This is a genomic window from Sphingobium sp. HWE2-09 (genome assembly GCF_035989265.1).
In the GTDB taxonomy this organism is placed as follows: Bacteria; Pseudomonadota; Alphaproteobacteria; order Sphingomonadales; family Sphingomonadaceae; genus Sphingobium.
This window is the reverse complement of record NZ_JAYKZX010000003.1, coordinates 2,937,700-2,958,475: the sequence shown is the minus strand read 5'-3', so window position 1 is coordinate 2,958,475 and position 20,776 is coordinate 2,937,700. Positions and strand designations below refer to the sequence as shown.

Annotated in this window: 20 protein-coding genes; 4 read left to right on the top strand and 16 right to left on the bottom strand. The window is 64.7% G+C overall.

Annotated features, from left to right (window positions below):
• Nucleotides 1-46: 46 nt before the first annotated feature.
• The 3 genes from U5A89_RS19965 to U5A89_RS19955 form a co-directional block, all read right to left on the bottom strand.
• Nucleotides 47-778, bottom strand: a complete 732-nt coding sequence (locus U5A89_RS19965; protein ID WP_338162737.1) for a thioredoxin domain-containing protein — start codon at nucleotides 776-778, stop codon at nucleotides 47-49.
• Between the two features lie 45 nt (nucleotides 779-823).
• Nucleotides 824-1,492: a thioredoxin domain-containing protein gene (locus U5A89_RS19960; RefSeq protein WP_338162736.1), complete on the bottom strand. Its 669-nt coding sequence runs from the start codon at nucleotides 1,490-1,492 to the stop codon at nucleotides 824-826.
• A 79-nt stretch (nucleotides 1,493-1,571) separates the two neighbouring features.
• Nucleotides 1,572-2,114: a DUF721 domain-containing protein gene (locus U5A89_RS19955; RefSeq protein WP_338162735.1), complete on the bottom strand. Its 543-nt coding sequence runs from the start codon at nucleotides 2,112-2,114 to the stop codon at nucleotides 1,572-1,574.
• 26 nt (nucleotides 2,115-2,140) lie between these two features.
• On the opposite strand from U5A89_RS19955, the gene U5A89_RS19950 reads away from it, so the two are divergent.
• From U5A89_RS19950 to U5A89_RS19935, 4 genes are read left to right on the top strand one after another with little or no spacing between them, the layout of a single operon-like run.
• A complete protein-coding gene (locus tag U5A89_RS19950; RefSeq protein WP_338162734.1) occupies nucleotides 2,141-3,208 on the top strand; it encodes an A/G-specific adenine glycosylase in 1,068 nt (355 codons plus the stop codon).
• Nucleotides 3,195-4,124 (top strand): NAD(+) diphosphatase, encoded by a 930-nt coding sequence (gene nudC, locus U5A89_RS19945; RefSeq protein ID WP_338162733.1) that lies wholly within the window; start codon nucleotides 3,195-3,197, stop codon nucleotides 4,122-4,124. Before U5A89_RS19950 ends, nudC begins: the two co-directional genes overlap by 14 nt.
• A 45-nt stretch (nucleotides 4,125-4,169) precedes the next feature.
• The gene (locus U5A89_RS19940) at nucleotides 4,170-5,516 is read left to right on the top strand and encodes a TldD/PmbA family protein (RefSeq protein ID WP_338162732.1); all 1,347 of its coding nucleotides are present in this window, start codon (nucleotides 4,170-4,172) and stop codon (nucleotides 5,514-5,516) included.
• Complete coding sequence (locus tag U5A89_RS19935) at nucleotides 5,503-6,306, top strand: inositol monophosphatase family protein (protein WP_338162731.1); 804 nt, start codon at nucleotides 5,503-5,505, stop codon at nucleotides 6,304-6,306. The genes U5A89_RS19940 and U5A89_RS19935 overlap by 14 nt, the downstream gene beginning before the upstream one ends.
• Before the next feature lie 33 nt (nucleotides 6,307-6,339).
• Here the strand turns inward: U5A89_RS19935 and U5A89_RS19930 are convergent, their stop codons facing one another.
• The 13 genes from U5A89_RS19930 to U5A89_RS19870 all read right to left on the bottom strand — a co-directional run bounded on the left by U5A89_RS19930 (nucleotide 6,340) and on the right by U5A89_RS19870 (nucleotide 20,776).
• A complete protein-coding gene (locus U5A89_RS19930; RefSeq protein ID WP_338162730.1) occupies nucleotides 6,340-6,984 on the bottom strand; it encodes a TetR/AcrR family transcriptional regulator in 645 nt (214 codons plus the stop codon).
• Nucleotides 6,985-7,150: 166 nt separating this feature from the next.
• Nucleotides 7,151-9,196, bottom strand: coding sequence for a TonB-dependent receptor (locus U5A89_RS19925; protein WP_338163127.1), 2,046 nt, complete (start codon nucleotides 9,194-9,196; stop codon nucleotides 7,151-7,153).
• Nucleotides 9,197-9,508: 312 nt separating this feature from the next.
• A complete protein-coding gene (locus tag U5A89_RS19920; protein WP_338162729.1) occupies nucleotides 9,509-10,024 on the bottom strand; it encodes a DUF6644 family protein in 516 nt (171 codons plus the stop codon).
• Between the two features lie 24 nt (nucleotides 10,025-10,048).
• Nucleotides 10,049-10,537 carry a DUF6644 family protein gene (locus U5A89_RS19915; protein ID WP_338162728.1) on the bottom strand — a complete coding sequence of 163 codons (489 nt, stop codon included), beginning with the start codon at nucleotides 10,535-10,537 and terminating at the stop codon, nucleotides 10,049-10,051.
• A 231-nt stretch (nucleotides 10,538-10,768) separates the two neighbouring features.
• Nucleotides 10,769-11,725, bottom strand: coding sequence for a hypothetical protein (locus tag U5A89_RS19910; protein WP_338162727.1), 957 nt, complete (start codon nucleotides 11,723-11,725; stop codon nucleotides 10,769-10,771).
• Nucleotides 11,726-11,757: 32 nt separating this feature from the next.
• Nucleotides 11,758-12,483, bottom strand: a complete 726-nt coding sequence (locus tag U5A89_RS19905; RefSeq protein ID WP_445190679.1) for a hypothetical protein — start codon at nucleotides 12,481-12,483, stop codon at nucleotides 11,758-11,760.
• A 10-nt stretch (nucleotides 12,484-12,493) separates the two neighbouring features.
• The gene (locus U5A89_RS19900) at nucleotides 12,494-12,901 is read right to left on the bottom strand and encodes a DUF6152 family protein (protein ID WP_338162726.1); all 408 of its coding nucleotides are present in this window, start codon (nucleotides 12,899-12,901) and stop codon (nucleotides 12,494-12,496) included.
• Nucleotides 12,902-12,983: 82 nt separating this feature from the next.
• Entirely contained in the window at nucleotides 12,984-14,357 is a 1,374-nt protein-coding gene (locus tag U5A89_RS19895; protein ID WP_338162725.1) for a hypothetical protein, read from the bottom strand.
• A gap of 43 nt (nucleotides 14,358-14,400) precedes the next feature.
• Entirely contained in the window at nucleotides 14,401-15,060 is a 660-nt protein-coding gene (locus U5A89_RS19890) for a YceI family protein (RefSeq protein ID WP_338162724.1), read from the bottom strand.
• Nucleotides 15,061-15,368: 308 nt separating this feature from the next.
• A complete protein-coding gene (locus tag U5A89_RS19885; RefSeq protein ID WP_338162723.1) occupies nucleotides 15,369-16,397 on the bottom strand; it encodes a hypothetical protein in 1,029 nt (342 codons plus the stop codon).
• The gene (locus U5A89_RS19880) at nucleotides 16,394-17,092 is read right to left on the bottom strand and encodes a HupE/UreJ family protein (RefSeq protein ID WP_338162722.1); all 699 of its coding nucleotides are present in this window, start codon (nucleotides 17,090-17,092) and stop codon (nucleotides 16,394-16,396) included. Before U5A89_RS19880 ends, U5A89_RS19885 begins: the two co-directional genes overlap by 4 nt.
• A complete protein-coding gene (locus U5A89_RS19875) occupies nucleotides 17,092-18,585 on the bottom strand; it encodes a PepSY domain-containing protein (RefSeq protein WP_338162721.1) in 1,494 nt (497 codons plus the stop codon). The genes U5A89_RS19880 and U5A89_RS19875 overlap by 1 nt, the downstream gene beginning before the upstream one ends.
• 10 nt (nucleotides 18,586-18,595) lie before the next feature.
• Nucleotides 18,596-20,776 carry a TonB-dependent receptor gene (locus tag U5A89_RS19870; protein ID WP_338162720.1) on the bottom strand — a complete coding sequence of 727 codons (2,181 nt, stop codon included), beginning with the start codon at nucleotides 20,774-20,776 and terminating at the stop codon, nucleotides 18,596-18,598.

The following is a 20,776-nucleotide window of genomic DNA, read 5'->3' as shown; positions in this document are numbered from 1 at the left end:
CCGCCCCGGCCTTCCTAAACGAAGATATCAGCCCCCCCTGGCCCAATCAGATACCCGCGTCCTTCAGCTTCGGCTGAAGCGAGGCCCAGTTGGCGACATTGTCGACCAGCGCGCCATTGATCAGGAAGCTGGGCGTACCGGAAATCTGATATTGGCTGTTGGCGGTTTCGACACCCTTCGCCAGCTTTTCGGCGGCGGCTGTGTCGGCCAGACATTGCTTGGCCTGATCAGCGGAAATGCCGCGCTGCTGGGCGAATTCGACCAGGCCTGCAATCTGCGCGATCGCGCCGGGGCGCTGCGCGGCGGGCAGCTTGTCGACGCCCTGGAAGGCGTCTTCGTTGCCCTGCACCTTTTCGAACATCGCCGCCTGATTGGCGAAAAACTGTTCCGACAGCGGATAGAAGATGTCCTTGCCGCCGCACCGGGCGAGCAACGCGGTGGTCAGGTCGATCGGATCACGCACATAGGTGCGGAATTCGAAGCTCATCTTGCCGGTATCGACGATCTTCTTGATCTCCTCCGACGCTTCGGCGGAGAAATCCTTGCAATGGCTGCAGGTGTAGGAGCCATATTCGACCAGCTTGAGCTTCGCGGCCGGATTGCCCATCAGATAATAGCCCTCGGGCGTGTCCGCGATCGTTTCCGACCAGCTGGCACCAGCGGGCGGCGCGACGGCGGCGATGGCTTCGCCGCTGGGCTTGGCGCCTTCCTCGCTCTTGCCGCAGGCGGCGAGGGTCAGGCTGACGGCGATGAGGGCGATGGCGGAAACGGCTTTCACGACGGGCAAGGCTCCGATGACAGGACGATAAGGTCTGGGTTTAGATCAGCGCGCGATGGGGGGCAATGCAGCCCGCAGGATATCCCAGCTCGACCCCTTGACCAGCGTGCCGTTGACGGTGAAGCCGGGCGTGCCGGTGATCTTCACTTTGTTCCAGGCGTCGTCGGTCATGGCCAGGATCTGCTTCATCGACGTAGGGTTGCCGACGCAGGCGTCGAGTTGCGCATTGGTGAAGCCGCGCTTGTTCATCAGCGTATAGAGGCCGGTCTTCTGCCCGATGTCGCGCATGGCGGCGATCTGCTCGGCAGGCTTGTCGGTCGCACCGTCATAGGCTTCGATCTGCGGCATCCAGGCGGTCTGGTTGGCGAACAGCGCTTCATGATTGCCCATGAAGCGGGCCGGGCCGCCACAGCGGGCGAGCAGCGCGGCGGTCAGGTCATATTTGTCGCGCACGGCGTTGCGCACTTCGACATTGACCTTGCCGCCCTTCACATAGTCGCTCTTGAGCGGCGCGCTCGCTTCGCCGACGAAATGGGCGCAGTGGGAACAGGTGTAGCTCACATATTCGACCAGTTTGGTCGGCGCGTTGGGATTGCCCATCGCATGCCCGCCGATCGGCGACAGCACGACCCGGTTCACCCAATTGGCGGCGGGCGCGGCGACCAGCGCGGCGGGAACGGCGAGCAAAGCGAGCGGCAGGAACAGTTTCTTCATCGGGGGCGTCCGTAAATTGGCTCCGCTGAACCGGAGCCGAATGGCGTCGTCTTCTGGCGCGATTTTTGGGTCAATCGCTTCAGTTGATCTTCGGCAATCCGTTGCTGTTGGCAAGCCCCTGCGCCAGCAATTCGAGCACGGCGCGTAGTTCGGGGTCGCCGATGTCGCGCAGCGAATTGCCCAGTTCGACCGGAATAGGCTTGAGGTTGCGGGGCGGCGGGCGGCGTTCGGCGGTAGCGGGCCGGATGTCGCCCTGCCGTATCGCGACTTTCGCGACGGCGGCATAGCCGAAGAAGCGGTTCACCCGGTCGACGATGTCGGGCAGCATATGCTGCACCATCGGGCCATGGCCGCTCATCACCGTCAGCTGCAGCGTGCCGTCGGCCTTCTTACCCACCGGGAAGCGGATCGATTCGGGCGCGGAGATGGCGGCATAATGGGCGCCGACAATCTCCGCCCAGCGGGTGACGATGCTGGACTGGACGAACCCGAACTTGCGAAAGGCGGCGCGGCCGATGTCGGGCATCAGGTCCGCAATGGCGCGCGGCGCACCGGTGCGGGGGCGTTCGGCGGCGGGGGCCGGGCGCATCTTCATTTTTGGTGGGACCGGGCGTTCCGTCATGCCCCGCACCATGGCATAGGGTCGCCATGCACGTCGAGGGTAGAGACAGAAAAATCGCGAGCGACCTGCTTGCCCATTATGACGTCCATGCCCGGCGATTGCCCTGGCGCGCGCCGCCGGGTAGCAATGCCGCCGACCCTTATCGGGTGTGGTTGTCCGAAGTCATGCTGCAACAGACTACGGTAGCGGCGGTCGGGCCGTATTTCGCGAAATTCACGGAACGTTGGCCGACCGTGTCGGACTTGGCCGCCAGCGCGGACGCCGATCTGATGGCCGCCTGGGCGGGGCTTGGCTATTATGCGCGCGCCCGCAATCTGCTGGCCTGCGCGCGCGCGGTGGCGCAGCAGCATGGTGGCGTTTTCCCTGATACGGAGGCGGGGTTGCGCGCCTTGCCAGGGGTGGGCGCCTATACCGCCGCTGCCGTCGCCGCCATCGCCTTTGGTCGCCGCGCGGTGGTGATCGACGCCAATGTCGAGCGGGTGGTGGCCCGGCTGTTCGCCATAGCGACGCCCCTGCCCGCCGCCCGGCCCGCGATCCGCGCCGCCGCCGACGGCATCACGCCGGACGCGCGCGCAGGCGATTTCGCGCAGGCGATGATGGACCTGGGCGCGACCATCTGCACGTCGCGCAATCCGGCCTGCGGCATTTGCCCGATCCGGGAGCATTGCGCCGCGGTGCTGACGGCGGACCCCGCCGCCTTCCCGGTCAAGGCGGCCAAGAAGGCGCGGCCGCACCGGACCGGCCATGGCTGGTGGATCGAGCGGGACGGCCATGTCTGGCTGATCCGTCGCCCGGACAAGGGATTGCTGGGCGGAATGCGCGCGCTGCCCAGTTCCGACTGGGGCGATGCGCCCGATCCCACGCCTCCGATCGCCGCCGACTGGACGACGATCGATGAACCGGTCGCGCATGTCTTCACCCATTTCTCCCTGGCGCTGCGCATCCACCATGCCCATGTGGACACGGATATGACGCTGCCGGGTGAGGGCGAATGGTGGCCGATCAACCGGATTGACGAGGCTGGATTGCCGACATTGTTCGCGCGGGCGGCGGAGATGGTGAGGAAGGAAAGGCAGGCAGATGCACGGAACTGATCCAGCGAAGAAGGCCGTGCCGGACTTTGCCGGGAGCCATATGGATCGGGTCGATCCCATCCGCACCAATCCCACGGCGCTAGCGGAGGCCTTTGCCGATCCGGCTGCCCGCCTGCTGGTGCTGGACGGGCTGGAGCCGGTGGAGGTGGACGGGCATCTGCTGCTGGAGCCGCTGGCCCCGGACGCGCGGGTCGAGGATCATCTGCTGCTGGGCATCGACCCGGCCAGGCGGCCGATCTTTGCGCGGATCGTCGCCGACCTTGGCCCCAATCTGATCCCCACGCCGCGCAGCCGCGCGATCGCCGACCTGGTACCTGCCGAGGAACTGGCGCTCTATGGCACGGCGCGCAGCCTGATCCATTGGCATGCCCGCCACCGCTATTGTTCGGTCTGCGGCGGGACCACACATCCTGCCAAAGCGGGTTGGGCGCGCCAGTGCGACGCCTGCGCCGCGGAGCATTTCCCCCGTACCGACCCGGTCGTCATCATGCTGGCCGAGCATCGCGGGCGCATCCTGCTGGGTCGCCAGCACGCCTGGCCACAGGGGCGCTATTCGGCGCTGGCGGGCTTTGTCGAGCCGGGCGAGACGATCGAGGAAGCGGTGGCGCGCGAATTATTCGAGGAAGCGGGCGTGCGCGTGCATGACGTCCGCTATGTCATGAGCCAGCCCTGGCCCTTCCCGTCGTCGCTGATGATCGCGTGCATCGGACAGGCGGAGAATGACGCGCTGACGCTCGACCCCAGCGAAATAGAGGATGCCTTCTGGTGCGACGCCCAAGAGGTTCGCGCCGCGATGGCGGGCGAGCCCGATGCGCGCTTCCTGGCCCCGCCGCAAATGGCGGTCGCCTGGCACCTGATCGACCATTGGCTGGCGGGCGTCGCCCCCAGCCTTGTTAGCGCCAGCGCAAGCGCGTAAGGCCGACCCCCTTCCCTCCATGCATTCAAGGACGATTTCCGCTTCATGCTCAGCCTAGACGAAGCCCAGTCGCGCGCGCAGGATCTGGTCAGCGCCGCGCGCAAGGCCGGGGCGGATGCCGCCGACGCCATCTATGCCTGCAACGCGTCGACCAACGTGTCGGTCCGGCTGGGCGCGCTGGAGGATGTCGAACGGTCCGAGGGCGAAGAGATCGGCCTGCGCGTCTTCATCGGCCAGCGGTCCGCCAGCATTTCGGCGTCGGACATGAATCCGGCGACGCTGGCGACCTTGGTCGATCGCGCCGTCGCCATGGCGCGCGAAGCACCCGAAGACCCCTATGCCGGACTGGCGCCGGAGGATCGGCTGCTGCGCAGGCGCCCGCCCGCGCTGGACCTGACCGACGAGGTCGAGCCGGAACCCGCCGCGCTGCGCGAACGCGCGCTGATGGCGGAAGAAGCCGCGCGCAGCATTCCGGGCATCACCAATAGCGAAGGCGGCGGCGCAGCCCATGGCCGCAGCCAGGTGGCGCTCGCCACCAGCCACGGTTTTGCCGGCGCTTATGCCGGGACCAGCCATTCCACCTGGGCGAGCGTGCTGGCGGGTGCGGGCGCGGACATGCAGCGCGACCATGCCAGCCATAGCGTGCGCCATCTGGAAGATCTGGACGATGCCGAAGCGGTCGGCATTCGCGCAGGTCAACGGGCAGTGGCGCGGCTCAATCCGGTGAAGGTCGAAAGCGGCGTGATGCCGGTGATCTTCGATCCGCGCATCGGGTCCAGCCTTCTGGGCCATCTGATCGGTGGCATGGTCGGCCCGGCGATCGCCCGCCGGTCGAGCTTCCTGCTGGATTCGCTTGGCGAAGCGCTGTTCGATGCAGGCGTCACCATCATCGACGATCCGTTGTTGCCGCGCGGGATGCGATCGCGCCCGTTCGACGGCGAAGGGCTGCCGGTGGATCGCCGCGCGCTGATCGACAAGGGCGTGCTGACCGGATGGCTGATGGACAGCGCGTCGGCCCGGCAACTGGGGCTGGAGCCGACCGGCCATGCCAGCCGCGGCGGCAGCGGCGCGCCGGGCGCCAGCATCACCAATGTCCATATGGAGGCCGGGACGATATCGCCCGGCGACCTGATGGCCGACGTGAAGCGCGGCCTGTATGTCACTGAACTGATCGGCATGGGCGTCAACGGCGTGACCGGCGATTATAGCCGGGGTGCGGCGGGCTTCCTGATCGAAAATGGCGCGGTGGCCCATGCGGTGTCGGAAATCACCATCGCCAGCAATTTGAAGGATATGTTCCGGGCGCTGACGCCCGCGAGCGACCTGCATTTCCGCTATGCTATGAACGTGCCGACCCTGCGCGTCGACGGGATGACCGTTGCCGGGGGCTGACGCCACTTTACCTGCGGTTCTGTCCGCCGTGACGGAGGCGGCCGACCATGCGCTTGCCCTATGGGCGGACGGTGACACGCGCGTGCGCCAATGGGAAAAGGTGCCGGGTCATCCGGTGTGCGAGGCGGACCTGTCGGTCGATGCGATGCTGCGCGATCGATTGGCGGCGATCGATCCGGATGCGGGCTGGCTGTCGGAGGAAACTGCCGATACCGTCCACCGACTGGGCGTGCCCCGCGTCTGGGTGGTCGATCCGATCGACGGCACGCGCGACTATCTGCGCGGGCGGCCCGGATGGGCGGTGTCGGTGGCGCTGGTGGACAATGGCGCGGTCACGATCGGCATATTGGCCGCGCCCGCGCGCAACGAATTGTGGATCGCGCAGAGGGGTAAGGGCGCCACCCGCAACGGCCAGCCGCTGCGGGCAGGCTCCCGATCCGCCTTGCCGGGCGCGCGGGTGCCCGCCGATCAATTGCCCCGCGCCGATCGCGATCTGGTGACGGTGGACAAGCCCAACAGCATCGCGCTGCGCATGGCGATGGTCGCCGCCGACGAAGCCGACCTGGTGGCGACCGTGCGCTGGGGCAATGAATGGGACATCGCCGCCGCCGCGCTGATCGTGCAGGAAGCGGGCGGCGCGGTGACGGATGCGTTGGGCGATCCGTTGCGCTTCAACCGGCCGCTGCCCACGGCCTTCGGCCTGCTCTGTTCTGCGCCGGGCATTCACGCCGCCGCCGTCGATCGGCTCGCGCCGCGCGCGCGGGACATATTGGGCCGGCCGCGGGCGTAGCGCGCGTAACTGCCTCCGCTATATGCCGGTGATTTATTCCAGCGTCGCCCGCGCCGCCGCCTTGGCCGCCGACGCTGCGCTGGTAGCATCGACACCCAGCGCCCGCAGCACCCCGGCCATGAGGGGGATCATCTTGGCGACGAGCCGCTTGACCGATTTCTGGCGATCGATCGAATCCTGCAGCATCACGAGCGATGCGCCGACCACCAGCAAGGTCGCCGAATTGGCGGGAATGCCCTTGAAATGACCGGATTCCAGACCATCGATGACCACTTCACGCGCTTTGACGTTGAGCGGTGCAGCATCGTCCAGCAGTTCAGGCGACAGTTTGAGCAGCGCCGCCGCACTTTCCGGGTGGTCGAGCGCGAAGCGCAGGATCACGAAGGAGCCACGCACCAGCCGTTCGGGCGGCGGCGTCACGCTGTCCACGGCGGCGTCGAGCAGGTCGGCGACATGGCTGCGCATCATGCGGAACAGTTCGTCGGCCAGCGCTTCCTTGCTGTCGAAATGATTATAGAGGCTGCCCTTGGCGACCTCCGCCTCCTTGGCGATATCGTCGATGCTGACGCCCTCGACCGATCGCAGCGCGAACAGCCGTTGCGCCGCCTCCAGTAGCGCCAGCCGCGTACGGTTGATCCGGCGATCGGACTTTTCACCGGGATTGCGTGCGGTATCCAATTTGCCCAGCAATGACTGGGAAGGCTTGGCACTTTCCGTCAGTCTCGTTCGAACCGCCATTTTTCGTCTCTATCCAATTGCTGAAACGCCATATCATCGTCGCGCGCCCCCCTCTTCGCCGAAACTGACTGGATCGTTCAACTAAATTCTCGAAAAAGCGACCGATCTAGAAATGTACTTTCACGCCAGCGCGCAAGGTGCGGGGTTCCACGACGCGGCTGAGCCGCCCTTCGACCGGCGCAGCGTCGAAGCCGGGGATGTAGGATTGATACCAATAGGCGATGTCCTTGTCCTTGCTGCCCAGCACATTGAGGACTTCGGCATAGATGTCGAACGACCCGAATTTGCGCGCGCCGCGGACGTTGACGACGTTGCTGCCCTTGTCGCGCTGCGAATTATCCTCCAGCAGCGGATAGGGGCCAAGGTGGCGCAGGCGCACGCTGGCTTCCCATGGTCCCTTGATGAAGGAGATGCCTGCGGAGGCCGCGTTTTCGAAGGCGTTGGGGATGTATTCGCCCGTATCATAACGCGCATGGCTGGCCGTATAATTGGCGTCGAGCGCGAGCCAGGGGACCGGCCGCCAGAAGGCGACCAGTTCATAGCCGTGCCGCTTGCTGGCGGCGGTCGGTTCGACCGCGTTGGAATCACCGACGAAGCGCAATTCGCTGCCCAGATCGAGCCACCAGTAGGTCGCGGTAAAGTTGAAGGTGCCGAACTGGACGCGTGCGCCCAGTTCCTTGCCCGTCCCCTGCACCAGGACCGGCACCGGCGTGGTCGTGACCGCGCCGCGCACGTCGTTGGAATGGAAGCCCCGGCCCCAGCTGGCATAAAGTTCGACATGCGGACCGATCTGATAGGCGGCCTGGAATTTGGGCGACAGGATGGCGTCGGACCCCGACCCCGCCCCCAGCGCGGCGGCTTCGGCGTCAAGGGCGCGGACGGAATAATGATAATAGTCGCCGCGCAACCCGCCGATCAGGCGAAGCCCGTCGAACGGACGCCAGGTCGCCGACGCGTAGAGCGCCGCCGATGCTTCATCGACCGCGTAGAGGCCCAGCGAATTGACGAACTGGCGCGCGATCGTATGCTGCACCCCGACCCGATCAATCCTGTCGTAGCGGTTTTCCGTCCCGATCTTCAGATCGACCCGGTCGGACAGCTTCCAGTCCTTTTCGCCGGTAAGGCCATAGACCGATCGGCGGTCGAACTGGTGGATCTGCGCGCTGGTGCCGCTCGCGTCGAAATATTCGGGGTTGGAGAACATGTCCCAGTCATAATATTGGGCGTAGGCGTTGACGCGCCAGCCATCGCCCGACAGCTTGGCGTTGGCGATCAGGCGGGTCGTTTCGCCGGTCGCGGTGGGATCGGGCGAGCAGAAACGGTCGGCGCAGACCGATGATCCGATGATCCGTTCTGGGATTTGCTCGGTCGGCTTCCACGTGCCGCGATAGCCGTGCATTGTCAGCTCCAGTTCGCCCAGGCTGGTCTGCTTGTCATATTTCACGAAGGCGGCGTAGTGGCGCAAATGCTCGGGCTGCTGCCAGGGACCGTCATAGACGCGAAACTCGCCCACGACTGTCAGGTCGCCGCCGCCGACATTCTTGATCGTGCCGCCAGCGGCGATGCGGCGATGGCCGTAGGAGCCGGCCTCCAGCGATGCCCAGGGCCGGTCGTAGTTTTCGATCGTCGACATATAGGCCGCGCCCGCCATCGCGAAATCGCCGCCGTCGGCGCGATAGGGTCCTTTGCGAAAATCCTCCCGCGCGACGATTTCGGGGATCAGGCCGTTGAGGTCGAGATAGCCCTGCCCATGACCATGCGAGCGGAAGTTCATCTGCACGCCATCGATATAGGTGGTGAAGTCCGACCCATGATCGAGGTTGAAGCCGCGCAGGAAATATTGGTTGGCCTTGCCGCTGCCCGAATGTTGCGCCGCGACCATGCCGGGCACCGCCTCCAGCAATTCGGCGACGCGCAGCAGCGGGCGCACGAGCAGGTCGGAGCCGCTGATCGTCCCTTCGCTGGCGGCCTGCGCCGTGCCGATCTTCAATTCGCCCCGGCCGAACACGATGATGTGGGCGTCTTCCTGTCCGTTGGTTGCCGTTTCGGCAGGCTGGACGGCGGGAGGGCTAGCGGGCGCTTCCTGCGCCTGCGCTGACGCCAAGGACAGCAGGCAGGTCGCGATGGCCGTGGCGCTGCAACGAAGGGACATGGTCAAGGGGCCGATCCTCATGGACTATAAGGGAGAGATGGCCGACCCCGCCCGTGGCAGAGCGCGGCGTCGGCCATCGCGTGATGGCTGTCCCACTGCCGATGTTCCGGTGAGAACGCTTGTGCGTTACGGTTCGCGTGGACGTTTTGTAACGGCGCGCAACGGCGGGGATTTGCGGAGAAAGCGGCCCATGGCGCGGTGCTGCCAACCCACCCCCGTAAGGACGCAGCGATGCGCCCACACTCCAACGCAGTTCGGGCGCCGACATGACTGCCGACGCCCGAAATGGCTGTTGCGGTAAGGATGGATCGCTCAGGCGAGCGGGTAGGAATAGCCGATCCAGCGGCCCAGAAAGACGATGAGGATCCACAGCATCAGCGAACTGATGCCCGCGACCTTGGCAGCGGTGGGCGTGGGCAGGCGGTCGTCCCATTCGCCGATCTTGCGATAGGCGGTCAGATGGAAGACCGCCATGTTGATGCCTGCGATCGCGATGGCGACCAGCTTGAAGCGGAACGGCATGCTTTCATAATAGCCTGTCGCGTTGGACAGGAAGAGCAGCGAGCCGGTGATGATCGCAAAGACGAAGGCCACCCAGGTAAAGGGCAGCATGTCCACGATCAGCTGGCGCGCGCCGCGACGGTGCGAGGAAAAGCCGATGAGCCGCAAATCGACGATGGCGATCGTGCCCACGACGATGGCGATCATCAGCACATGGGTGCTTTCAATCCAGGGGAAAAGCGTCCCGCTCTCGCGGATCGCCGTGCCGATCGCTGAATCATATAGCGTCTGCATCAGGCCGCCCTGGGTTTCGAGGCTGGGAACCATGGGATATTCTCCGGACAGATGGGATTATTGGTAGTAGGCGATCCAGCGCCCGCAGAAGACGACCATCACCCAGATCGCGAGCGAGGCCCAGGCCATCGGCTTGATCAGCCGCGCCGCGCGGGCATGTTCGATGCGATAATCGGGATGCAGGATGGGATAGCGGAACAGCAAAGTCAGGGTGAAGCCGGTAAGGACCAGCGCCATCTTGACCCAGAAGACCAGGTTCGTGAGCACGCGATAGGGTTCGGCCAGGCCCAGCACGAAACCCGACGTCAGCAGCACGGCCAAGCCCGACCACATCCAGGGGAGATGGCGCTTGACCACGCCGCGCGGCGTTTCATCGGTGGCCAGCACGCCCGCTAGGCGCAGGTCCATCACGATGGCCGCGCCGATCACGGCGGCGATCGCGACGATATGGACGCTCTGCACCGCAGGGACGATCCACGCGGTTTCGCGCAGGCCCGTGCTGATCGCGGTGCCGTAAAGACTTTGGGCAAATTTTTCGACTGACATGTCGGGGTTCCTCGCGGCTGGGGCGGACGTGTCGGCTGGGATGGGAGCGACTCATGGTCCCGATGATCCCGACGATGACCGACCTTTGATGGCAACGCTTGTAGAGAACGGTTCTGGCTGAAAAACCTAGATGTTACAGGCAGGTTACCGTATATTCCGGGATGCCGGACCGGGACCGGACGGCGCGTGACGTCCCTTTGGAGGCTGAGAAGGTGAGTCGGCGGCTGGCGCTCAATCCGCCGGTTCGGGCACCAGGCCGCCGTCGACGGGCACGCTGGGATCGCCGACCTGCTCTTCGCAATTATATTCGGCAAAGACCGCCTGATGCGGCGCCCAGCCGAAGGTCCGCACGATCGTCCATGGACCGGTATAATAGGTCGGATCGATGATCGTGGTGACGACTTCCAGGAACGGCACCTGACCATCGATCGCCACCTTGCGAATGCGCTGGATCAGCTTGCCCTTGGCCGACAGCGGCGTGCCGTCGACATCAAGCCAGATAGCCTGTTTAAAATCGCTGGATTCCACGACCAGCGTGCCGCCATCCCAGTGGCCGATAGACCGGCCCATATATTGTTTCTGCGTCGGCAGGTCGGCGCCCTTGGGATCGAGCGATATGGTCCAGCGACCATGATATTCCTCGAACAGGAATTCGATGCGGTCCTTGGTCTGCATGATCTGGAACGGGAAGTTGAGGTCACGCTGCCATTGCGGGCCGGGCGGGCGACAGATGGCCGATGCGTTGATGAAGGGCTTGCCATCCTTGAGCGATGTGACGCGGCGGGCAATGACCTTCGCCCCTTCCATCGTGTAGGGCGCAGGCGCGCCATACATGTCGGTTTGCGAACGAAATTTGAGCGGCAGATTATTGACCCAGGTGCCCTGAAGATCCTGCGGATATGCAGAGGGCATGACCGCATCGGCGGGCAGCGGCGGGCGCGGCGGCAGGACGCCGGGCTGGGGCGGCGGCAGGTCGGCGACGATCTTTTGCGCAGGCGTCAACACCGGACCGGGCGGCGGTGCGCCGGGTGGGGGACCGGATGCACCGGGCGGCAGCGCAAGCCCGCCGCCAGCAGGCGGACCTGCCTGCGCCTGCGCCAGCGTGGGCGCGATCGACAAAGCCAACGCGGCCAAGGCGACGGTCGCGCCGCGCTTCCACCCAACGCAGGAAAGAAAATGGGTCGTCATGCGGAAAGGCTCCAGATCAGATGGCGGCCGCGTCACTTGGGAAAGGCGGACTGCTTGGCATCGATGCGATCGAGGCAGACATCTTCGGGGAAAATCGCGTCGGGCTGGCGCTTGTAGGTGACGACCGCGTCCCACGGCTTGGTGAAATAGTCCGGATCCTCGATCGTGATCCGGTCCTCCAACGTATTCGCGTCGATCAGGCGATAGCGTTCGGTGACCTTGAGGTCGTAGCCATGGGGCACGAGATCGTCGATCAGGGTCCGGTCGGACGCACCTTCCATGACGGACACCAAAGTGTCGCCTTCCCAATGGCCCTTGGACTTGCCGGTCATGGTGGGCACCAGCCCCTGCCCCATCAGGTCGGGCTGCGGCGGGACGCCGACATTGATCTGCCGCAGCGCGCGGTTCCATTCATAATCGAAGGTCACGACATTCTGCCGGTTCCAGATCTTGAACCGCATCGGCGTCAGCGCCAGGCGCGGCACGCCGGGATTGGAGCAGCGCGACAGGGTGATGTCGTAATCGTCTAACTTGCCCTTGGCCCGCAGCGCCTTGTTCGCATCATAGGCCTTGCGCCCTTCCGCGGTGAAGGGAATGGCGCCGGACACCGGTTTGAGACTGGTTGTGGGCGTCGCGATCTTCCACACGCCCTCCAGCTGGGGTGGCGAACCCTGGGCCGCGCCGACGGTGGCGATGGAGAGCGCCATGCCGGTCAGCACGGCGCGCAGGGCGATGTGGCGCTTCCTGTCGATGCCCATGTCGCCTCTTTCAATTACCGCCGGCACGGGCGGCTTCGCTGTCGGAGAAAGTCCGGCCGTCCGATAGTTTGAGGCTGGACATCGCACCGCCCGGCTGGCCACCGGTATTGGGATGATAGGTGACCTTGACCTTTTCGCCGCGCTTGAAGTCGCGGGGCACGAAACCTTGCTTGGAAAACATCAGCGGACTGCCGCTGACGACCGACATTTCCTTGGGCTTGCCCTTCTCCAGATAGATCAGCACCATGGACGAATGCGGCGCCCCCCAGCGAAACTCCTTCAGCGTGCCTTCGGCGCTGAGCGTCCGGCTCATGTCGTAGGCCGCGAAGCTATGATGCGCGAGCGCCGAACCGGCCGTCAGGCCGATACCGGCAACCAAAGCCAGTCGTGCAAACCAGGGCTTCCCAAACGCATTCATCGTAACTGCTCCCAAATGAGAGCAAACGTTAATTACGTCAGCCCCGAAGAGTTAGATGAATCATTTCCCGTTCGACGGAAAGCTAGGCAACGTCCTGATAATAGTCGGCGGGCTGCTGCATCAGGTCGAACTTGGCTTGCGCCAGCGACCGCGCGACAGCCGCATCACCCTGTTCGATCGCACGCAATATCCGGCGGTTGAGCGCCATGATTTCGCAGAGATGCGGCGGGATCAACGCATCCTTGGCGATGAAGGTATTGGCAAGGCCCAGCGAGCGCACGACGATGGCGAGTAGCGGATTGCCGCTCAGTTCCATCAATCGGTTTTCAAGCGTCAGCGCCTCCAGCGGATCGAGGTTGGAAGACGACGCCATGGTCCTGACGGACGGGCGATCCTCTGCACCGACACGGTCGGCCGCGACTATGGTGGCGCTGCCGACGAGAAAGAATATCGCCTCGCGAATATCCACCGCCAGCGAGGCGCTGGCCACCAGGCTGGGCGCCAGCAGGCGAATGATACCGGTAGGCGCGGTCGGCGGGGCAAATTCTGCGCCCTTGCGGCCCTGTCGGCAACGCAGCACGCCGAAATCCTGCAGGATCCGCCGCGCCTGCCGCACGACATTTTCGGTATAGCCAAGACGCTGGGCGGTTTCCCACTCGGCCTCCTGCGTACTGCCTGGGCCGCTCAGTTCACGGGCCATCCGCGCCGCCAGCGCCATGGCCGACTTGCGCCCCGCCAGCGAGAAGCCGCGCTCCACCACGTCGAACGCGACGATCGGCGCGCGCATTTTTCCGGACGGGAGCAGCGTATCCAGTCGTTCGAAAGCCTTGGCGCAATCGCCGTCCCTGATCGCGGCTTCCAGTACGGGATCGCGATCCGGCGCCTTTTCGCCATGGGCGATGCGCATCAGCAGTTCCGCAAGACGCGCCAGCAAACCCATCGTGCGGTTGCCCGCCCGCTCAGCCAAGTCGGCGGCCAAGCCCCACTCACCGGCGGGCGCGTTGCGCGGCAGCAGAGATGTATGCTGATAAATAGCGGTCTTGACGATCATGCGCCATGTCAGCAGCCGGAATTCCTCAATACAGGCATAGGTTTCCCCGGCCAGCGCGAGATACATCAGGATCGATCCCGCCACATCGTCCAGCGACGGCGCGGCGACGAACAGCCCGCCGCCGGGGCCGCGACGGATATCGAGCATACCTCGCGCTTCCAGGATGGTGATGGCTTCCCGTGAGGTAGGACGGCCCAAGCCCAGCTGCTTCTGAACATCGGGCAGCGCGCCGAGCGACTGGCCGACCGGCCATCCCTGGCGGAACAGATCCATTTCGATGCATGCGACCGCTTCATGTGCGACGCTGGCCGGGGCGGATGAAGCCGCCGTGCCCATCATGCAGGCGCTCATGCGCTGCTGCAATTCGTCCATGCCGCTGCCGGGTGCAAGTTTCGTCCTTATCACCGCCTGATGTCCTCTCACCACTTTTACGTCGACCGTTTACTCTTCAGCCTTTGATAAATTCGGCATCGAGTATGATCGTGGCCTTACCGACCATCTTCGCCATCATCTTATCTGTATATTGAGCCGTATCAACGGTCATCGTGCCGGTGAAGCCTACGGTGGGCGCGCCCTCCATCGAACGGCCCACGCCGACCAGTTCTGCGTCGATGATGGCGGGTTTGGTCACGCCCATCAGGGTCAGTTGCCCCTCGATCGTGGCGCGGCCCCCGCCCTTCACACGGACTGTCGTCGATACGAACCGCATTTGCGGGAATTGGGCGACGTCCAGCGACTGCGGCCCTTCCGGCGGGATCTTATATACGATCGGGGCATAATAGGGCTTCGCATCAACCGTCACGTCGAGGGTGATCGCCGACGGCTTGGCTGCGTTCCACTGCAACGCACCTTCACGCACGCCAAAACGCAGGACGTTGAACGACATGCCGCGATGGGACACGCGGGCAACGACGGACGAATGTTCAAGATCGATCTTGTAGGCGCCGGTGGGCGCGGCGGCCGGATCCTTGCTGGCGGGCGCCATCGCGCCGGGCGGGGGCGCAGAAGGCAGCGCGCCAGGCGCGGGCGCAGACTGGGCATGGACGATGCCGGCAATAAGCAACGGGGCCAGCGCAGCCCCGACCCAGCGCGTCACATATATCCGCATTCTCACTCTCCTACCGTCGTCAGCCGACGAAATTCGCCAGCTTCAAGCGATCAGCCCCGCGCCTTCGTTGAGGCACATTCAGGCGTCACGCTTTTCCGTTCACGTGACTATTCAGTCATATTTGAACGAAATGGTCAAGAGATATCGCGCCGGACATCGCAAGCCTAGCGTGATTCATACGCTTATCGGAAAGGTTTGTCCTAACTTATGACGCAAATGGATCGTGGCATTCTCCGGGAAACATTGTCCGATTCGTCCTTCTTCCGCGCTATCATGGCAGCGTTGCTGGACGGACGATTGCGGCGCGATCAATCGACGCCGGGCGCGTAGCGTTTATGGCAGGCGTAACAGGCTTCGTTGAGCTCCGACCCCGCCACCATATAGCCTTCTTCGTCCTTCTTACGGGCAAGGGTCGCGAGCTTGAGCGCGGTCGTGCGCACCGCCACCACGCCATCGGTCCAGGGCTTTTCATCGACGCGACGACCGGGAATCAGCAGGATGTTGGTAAGTTCCGACAGGGTAAGCGCGGCGTTTTCCGCGTCCTTCCACTCCGCGTCATTCTTGGGGAAGAGGGAGCGGACCCCCTTATCGTCCGAAATATAGCCCTGCCGCTTCCACACCTCGGTTGCGGCATGGCTCATCACATCGCGCATGAACTGTTTGAGCGGCAGTTGCGTCGAATAGGGCGTAGCGTCCACAGCTGTCTTACTCGTTGTCGCGGCGGTGGCGGCGGTCGCCGCATTTTCACCCTGCGCATAGATCGGTTCGAAGGTCGCGACCCCGCCCTTGACGATGGCGGTGACGACGACCGGTTTGGCCGTCAGATTCTTCCAGAACCAGCCGTGATGACCGGCAAAGCCCGCCTTGAAACGGCCCTTCGCGCTGACCTTGGTGCCTTTTTCATAGCTGCTATAGTCGCCGGGCTTTTTGGGAACATCCGGGTCGCCGTGAAATTCATATTCCACCGCTGCGCCGTCGGTGGACCAGTCATAGGTCATCTGCGCGCCAGCCTGCATCACGGCCTTGGCTTCCCGGCCACCATAGGGGCCGATGACGAACTGGACGCGTTTGCCGCCGTCGGGCGTGTCGGTGACGCTGTCGCCCGCCACTGGGCCTGCGGGTGCGGCGGCGCCCCCGCCCGCCTGCGCGACCTTCATCTCGCCCATCCGGGTCAGGCCCAGAACGCGACCGACGCCGGTGGGGTCGATGCCATATTCGGCGGGCAGGACGATGGTCGTCGCAATCAGCGCTGCGGCCCCGGCGGCGATCAGGACGGCGCGGTTCAACCGGCGTAGCGTCGGCAAAGGCTGGTCGGCTACCGCAATAGTCGAATTCATGTGGATGCTCCCACGACATAGCCAGTCATCTGCTGGACGAAAAGAATGAAGCCCGCGGTCATCAACACCACATTGGCGGCGAAGGCGTGAGTCGCGAAACTGGCGGTGCGACGCCAATAGCCCATGGCGATCAGAATGAGAGCCAGCGCCAGCAGCTGGCCAGCCTCGACCCCCAGATTGAAGGCGATGAGATTGGGGACAAGGCCGTCCGACGACAGGCCCAGATCCTGCAGCTTGGTCGCTAGGCCCAGCCCATGGAAGAAGCCGAAGATCAATACCGCGGAGCGGGTATCGGGCTGACAACCGAACCAGCGCCGGAATGCGCCGATATTGTCCATCGCCTTATACACCACCGACAGCGCGATGATGGCATCGACCAGATAAGGGCTGACGTTCGTGCCCAGCAGAACGCCCAGGATCAGCGTGGTGCTATGCCCGATCGCGAACAGGGTGACGTAGGTGGCGATCTGCCGCAGGCCATGGAGGAAGAAGATGACGCCGATCAGGAACAGCAGATGGTCCGTGCCGGTCACCATATGTTTGGCGCCGAGATAGAAGAAGGTGCCCAGCTGCACGCCGGTAGTCGTCGCGATATAGCCGCGGTCGCCCTGCGCCACGTCATGGGCCAGCGCCACGCCGATCTGGCATAGCGCCAGCGTGGCACATAGCCAGCGCCCTGTCCGTATCGTCGTCATCACTTCTGCCCCATTTTTTGCATGTCGCGGATCGGTCTCACGGTCCTGCGCGCCGGCTGTCCGGGGCCGGGGCGGCGCAGGCGCTTCCACCCCAGCCAGATCCCGCTGACCGAGGTGACGAGGCCCAGCGCCGACAAGAGCCACAACAGGATATCCCAGCCGGGGCGATGCTGCGTCAGGACGTTGAGATCCCATTTGTGGAGGAGATCGAACAGCCAGCGGTATGTGCGGCCCCGTGCGTCGATGTCGCCCAGCACCCGGCCGGTCGCGGGATCGATATGGACCCAGGTGCGGGCCGCGTCGGCGAACCGGATGCGCAGCACCGGCAGCGTGGGCAAGGCGGTTGGATCATACCAATAGGCGTCCGGGGCAGTCAGCCGGTCGATCCCGTCGATGGCCGTGCTCGGCATGAGCGTGGCGGGCGCGATGGCGGGGCGGAACGGGGCCAGAGTGCGGGCGTCCAGCACGCGCGTGCGGCCGGGCCAGCGCAGTTCCAGATACGGCCTGCCCCCGACCCAGGCGAGTTCGACCTGTCGCGCGCCGCGCGCTTGGGGGGCGAGGCGCGCAAGGTCGGGGGATGCGGGCCAGGCGGCCTGCTCATATCGGGCCTGCGCCTGCGCTGAAATGCCGCCGCTGGCGAACAGGCGGAAGGGATCGACCGAGAGCCAGCCGCTGAAAATCCAGGTGATGAGGAAGACGCCGCCGATCAGCCCGGCCCAGTGATGCCACACCATCCAGCCGCGATAGGGCGACATCTTCCCGTTGCGATAACGGCGCGCGCCAAGGCGGGTGCGCAGGATGCCGATCCAGAAACCAGTGACGCCCACGACGATGCACGGTCCCGACACCCACATGACGACTTGCCGCCACAGGGCATTATCCTGCCGCACGACGGTGAAATAGAGCCAGTGGGGGACAGAGCCGAGCCAATTCCAGAAGCGTTCGGACCGTTCGGTGTAGAGGACCACTGCCCCAGTCCGACCCGAGACATAGACGGCGCGTCCGTCTCCCCCGGCCAGCGTCACCTTCCACAGCGGACGATGCGCATCATAGCCCGATGCGACGGTCCACTGGTCGCGCACGATCCGGTCCAGGCGCAGCGCGGGGCTATGGCCGAAGCCTTCGGCGATCGCCTTCACCTGCGTCTGGATCGGGGGCATCTGGATCGTGCCGTCCAACGCGGAAATCGTATATTCGCTGCCGTCCGTGCGGACGCGCCAGACCGGCAGCGGCCCGCGCATTTCCAGCAAAAGGACGCGCGGCGGGATGGTTTCTCCCGCCGCGCGCAGGGTTGGTCCGGGTAAGAGGCGGACCAAACTCCAGTCGATGTCCGGCAATCCCGCGATCCGCTCCGTCTTCGTGAGCGCGGGGAAAGGGACGTAGATCATCACCAGCCCGGACAGGAACCACATCGCGAACAGGATGCAGCTGCCGATGCCAAGCCAGCGATGGACGATATAGAGCCAGCGTTTGAGCCGATGGCCCGCCATCATGGTCGGGCGATCAGAAGCGGGCGCGGATGGAGACATCGATCGCACGCGGCCGTCCGAGAATCCATTGTTCGTCGCTATAGGTGGTCAGGGCGTAATCCTTGTCGAACAGGTTATAGACATGGAGGTCGAGCGCGACCTGCGGCGTCAGCGCATAGCTAAGCCCCGCGTCGATCACCGTGTAACCGGGTACGCGGAAAGCGTTCGCGTCGTCTGAATAGCTGTGGCCGACATAGCGCAAGCCTGCCCGCGCGCCGATCTTGCCCTGGTTCCAGCTGAGCCACAGATTCGCCGACTGCTGCGGCACGCCCGCGGGCACGTTGCCGGTATAGCTGTCGCCGCCATTGGGGAAGTCGTCGTAGCGCGCCTTCAATATCGTGCCATTGGCGTCGATCGCGAAGCCTGCGGGCAGTTGGAAGCGCAGCGTCGCTTCAATGCCCTTGGACGAGCGTTGGCCGATCTGCTGCACCGGACTGCCCAGCGTGCGCTGGGTAACGAGGTTGTTCTTGACGATCTTGTAGGCCGACAGCGTCACCGATCCGCGTCCTTCCAAGAAGCTGGCCTTGACCCCCGCCTCGATCTGGTCGCCGGTCGCGTTGGTGAAATAATATTGGCTGCCCGATGTCGAGAAGGTGGTGAGCGTGCCTAGCGGATCGACGCCCGTCGCATATTGGGCGTAGAGCGAGACGTCCGAGGTCGGCTGATAGACCGCGCCGACGCGCCATGTGGTGTTGCGGAACCGTTTGGTCGCGCTGGTCCCGCCATTGAGCGCGGGCGTTTCGCCGGTGATCTGACCCCCCGTATAGACGAAGGTATAGCGCGAGACGCTGTCCCGCTCCATCCGTACGCCGCCCACGATCGACAGGGCATCACTGATCTTCAGCCGGTCTTCGGCGAACAGGCTCCATTCCAGCGTGCGGGTACGATAGCGCGGGGCGATGCCCTGTGTGTCGAGGAAGAGGCCAGGGTCGAAATCATAGGGATCGACCGAATCTTCCTGCGGGTCCGACCCGAAGCTGTGCGAATAGCGCAGACGGATCAGGTTGACGTCGAAGCCGACGACGAGATCGTTGGAGATGCCTCCGCCCAGCGGCGTGCTGATCTTCACTGACCCCTGATCGCCCCATTGCTTCTGGTCGTGGACGATGCCGTACTGCTCGCTGCGGTCGATCAGGCCGGTGCCGCTGTCATAGCCGTAGATTTCCAGATTGCGCCATTTGCGCTTGCTGGTCAGATAATAGGCGACGTTGCTGACCGTGATCGCGTCGCTGGGCGACCAGTCGAGCGTCAGCGACAGGCGGTTGTCCTTCGACCACATGGTCGCGTCGGCGACGTTATAGTTGCGTTCGCGGATTGCCGTATCGAGGCGGCCGTCGATCAGCGGCGTGCCGAAATATTTGCTGGGATGGATGTCGCCATAATCGTCGCGCAGCGTCAGCGCGAGGGTTTCGCTGGGCGCGAAACGCAGCGCGCCGGACAAAGCGAGGCTGTGCGATCCGCCGCGATCGACATAGCCATCGGACCGACGATAGCTGGCGTCGGCGCGATAGGAGAACATCGGATTGATCGGCCCGCCGATGCCCGCGGCGACATGGGCGGTATCCTGCGATCCATAGCCCGCTTCGGCCTCCACCTCGGTCCGGTCGGGCGTGGGCTTCTTGGTGATCACATTAACGGCGCCGCCCAGCGCGCCCTGCCCATAAAGGACAGATGCCGGTCCGTTCAGCACCTCGATCCGTTCGATATTCCAGGGGTCGGTCGGAAAGGTGATCGTGCTCGCCGCCGGGAAGAGCCGGATGCCATCGACCAGTTGCAGCACCGATCCCTGCCCCGAAAAACCGCGCGCGGCGAGCGCGGTGCCGCCATTGCCGGGATTGCCGTTGCTGGTGATGCCGGGTGCGCGGGTGACCGCGTCCAGCACGCTCATGTCGCCGCGCGCCCGAATGTCGTCGCCATCGACCACCGCGACGCTGGCGGGGGTTTGCAGCAGGGTGAGGCCCAAGCGGCTGCCCGTCGATGCCTGCGTGTTCAGCGACATATGCTGGCCGGTCACGAGGATGTCGGCGCGCTCGTTCGCGTCATCCGCCTCTGCCAACGGTGCGGCCATCGATTGCGCCTGCGCATGGCCGGTGCAGGCCAGGATCATCGCCAGGCATGCGCTGCTCCGCCACAAAAGCTGCGTCGGTCGTGTCAT

What these genes read in the sequence shown, in the direction of transcription:
- U5A89_RS19960 (WP_338162736.1), bottom strand. Translation starts at nt 1,492, where the DNA reads ATGAAGAAACTGTTCCTGCCGCTCGCTTTGCTCGCCGTTCCCGCCGCG.
- U5A89_RS19955 (WP_338162735.1), bottom strand. Translation starts at nt 2,114, where the DNA reads ATGACGGAACGCCCGGTCCCACCAAAAATGAAGATGCGCCCGGCCCCC.
- U5A89_RS19950 (WP_338162734.1), top strand. Translation starts at nt 2,141, where the DNA reads ATGCACGTCGAGGGTAGAGACAGAAAAATCGCGAGCGACCTGCTTGCC.
- nudC (WP_338162733.1), top strand. Translation starts at nt 3,195, where the DNA reads ATGCACGGAACTGATCCAGCGAAGAAGGCCGTGCCGGACTTTGCCGGG.
- U5A89_RS19940 (WP_338162732.1), top strand. Translation starts at nt 4,170, where the DNA reads ATGCTCAGCCTAGACGAAGCCCAGTCGCGCGCGCAGGATCTGGTCAGC.
- U5A89_RS19925 (WP_338163127.1), bottom strand. Translation starts at nt 9,196, where the DNA reads ATGTCCCTTCGTTGCAGCGCCACGGCCATCGCGACCTGCCTGCTGTCC.
- U5A89_RS19920 (WP_338162729.1), bottom strand. Translation starts at nt 10,024, where the DNA reads ATGGTTCCCAGCCTCGAAACCCAGGGCGGCCTGATGCAGACGCTATAT.
- U5A89_RS19915 (WP_338162728.1), bottom strand. Translation starts at nt 10,537, where the DNA reads ATGTCAGTCGAAAAATTTGCCCAAAGTCTTTACGGCACCGCGATCAGC.
- U5A89_RS19910 (WP_338162727.1), bottom strand. Translation starts at nt 11,725, where the DNA reads ATGACGACCCATTTTCTTTCCTGCGTTGGGTGGAAGCGCGGCGCGACC.
- U5A89_RS19905 (WP_445190679.1), bottom strand. Translation starts at nt 12,483, where the DNA reads ATGGGCATCGACAGGAAGCGCCACATCGCCCTGCGCGCCGTGCTGACC.
- U5A89_RS19900 (WP_338162726.1), bottom strand. Translation starts at nt 12,901, where the DNA reads ATGAATGCGTTTGGGAAGCCCTGGTTTGCACGACTGGCTTTGGTTGCC.
- U5A89_RS19890 (WP_338162724.1), bottom strand. Translation starts at nt 15,060, where the DNA reads ATGCGGATATATGTGACGCGCTGGGTCGGGGCTGCGCTGGCCCCGTTG.
- U5A89_RS19885 (WP_338162723.1), bottom strand. Translation starts at nt 16,397, where the DNA reads ATGAATTCGACTATTGCGGTAGCCGACCAGCCTTTGCCGACGCTACGC.
- U5A89_RS19880 (WP_338162722.1), bottom strand. Translation starts at nt 17,092, where the DNA reads ATGACGACGATACGGACAGGGCGCTGGCTATGTGCCACGCTGGCGCTA.
- U5A89_RS19875 (WP_338162721.1), bottom strand. Translation starts at nt 18,585, where the DNA reads ATGATGGCGGGCCATCGGCTCAAACGCTGGCTCTATATCGTCCATCGC.
- U5A89_RS19870 (WP_338162720.1), bottom strand. Translation starts at nt 20,776, where the DNA reads ATGACACGACCGACGCAGCTTTTGTGGCGGAGCAGCGCATGCCTGGCG.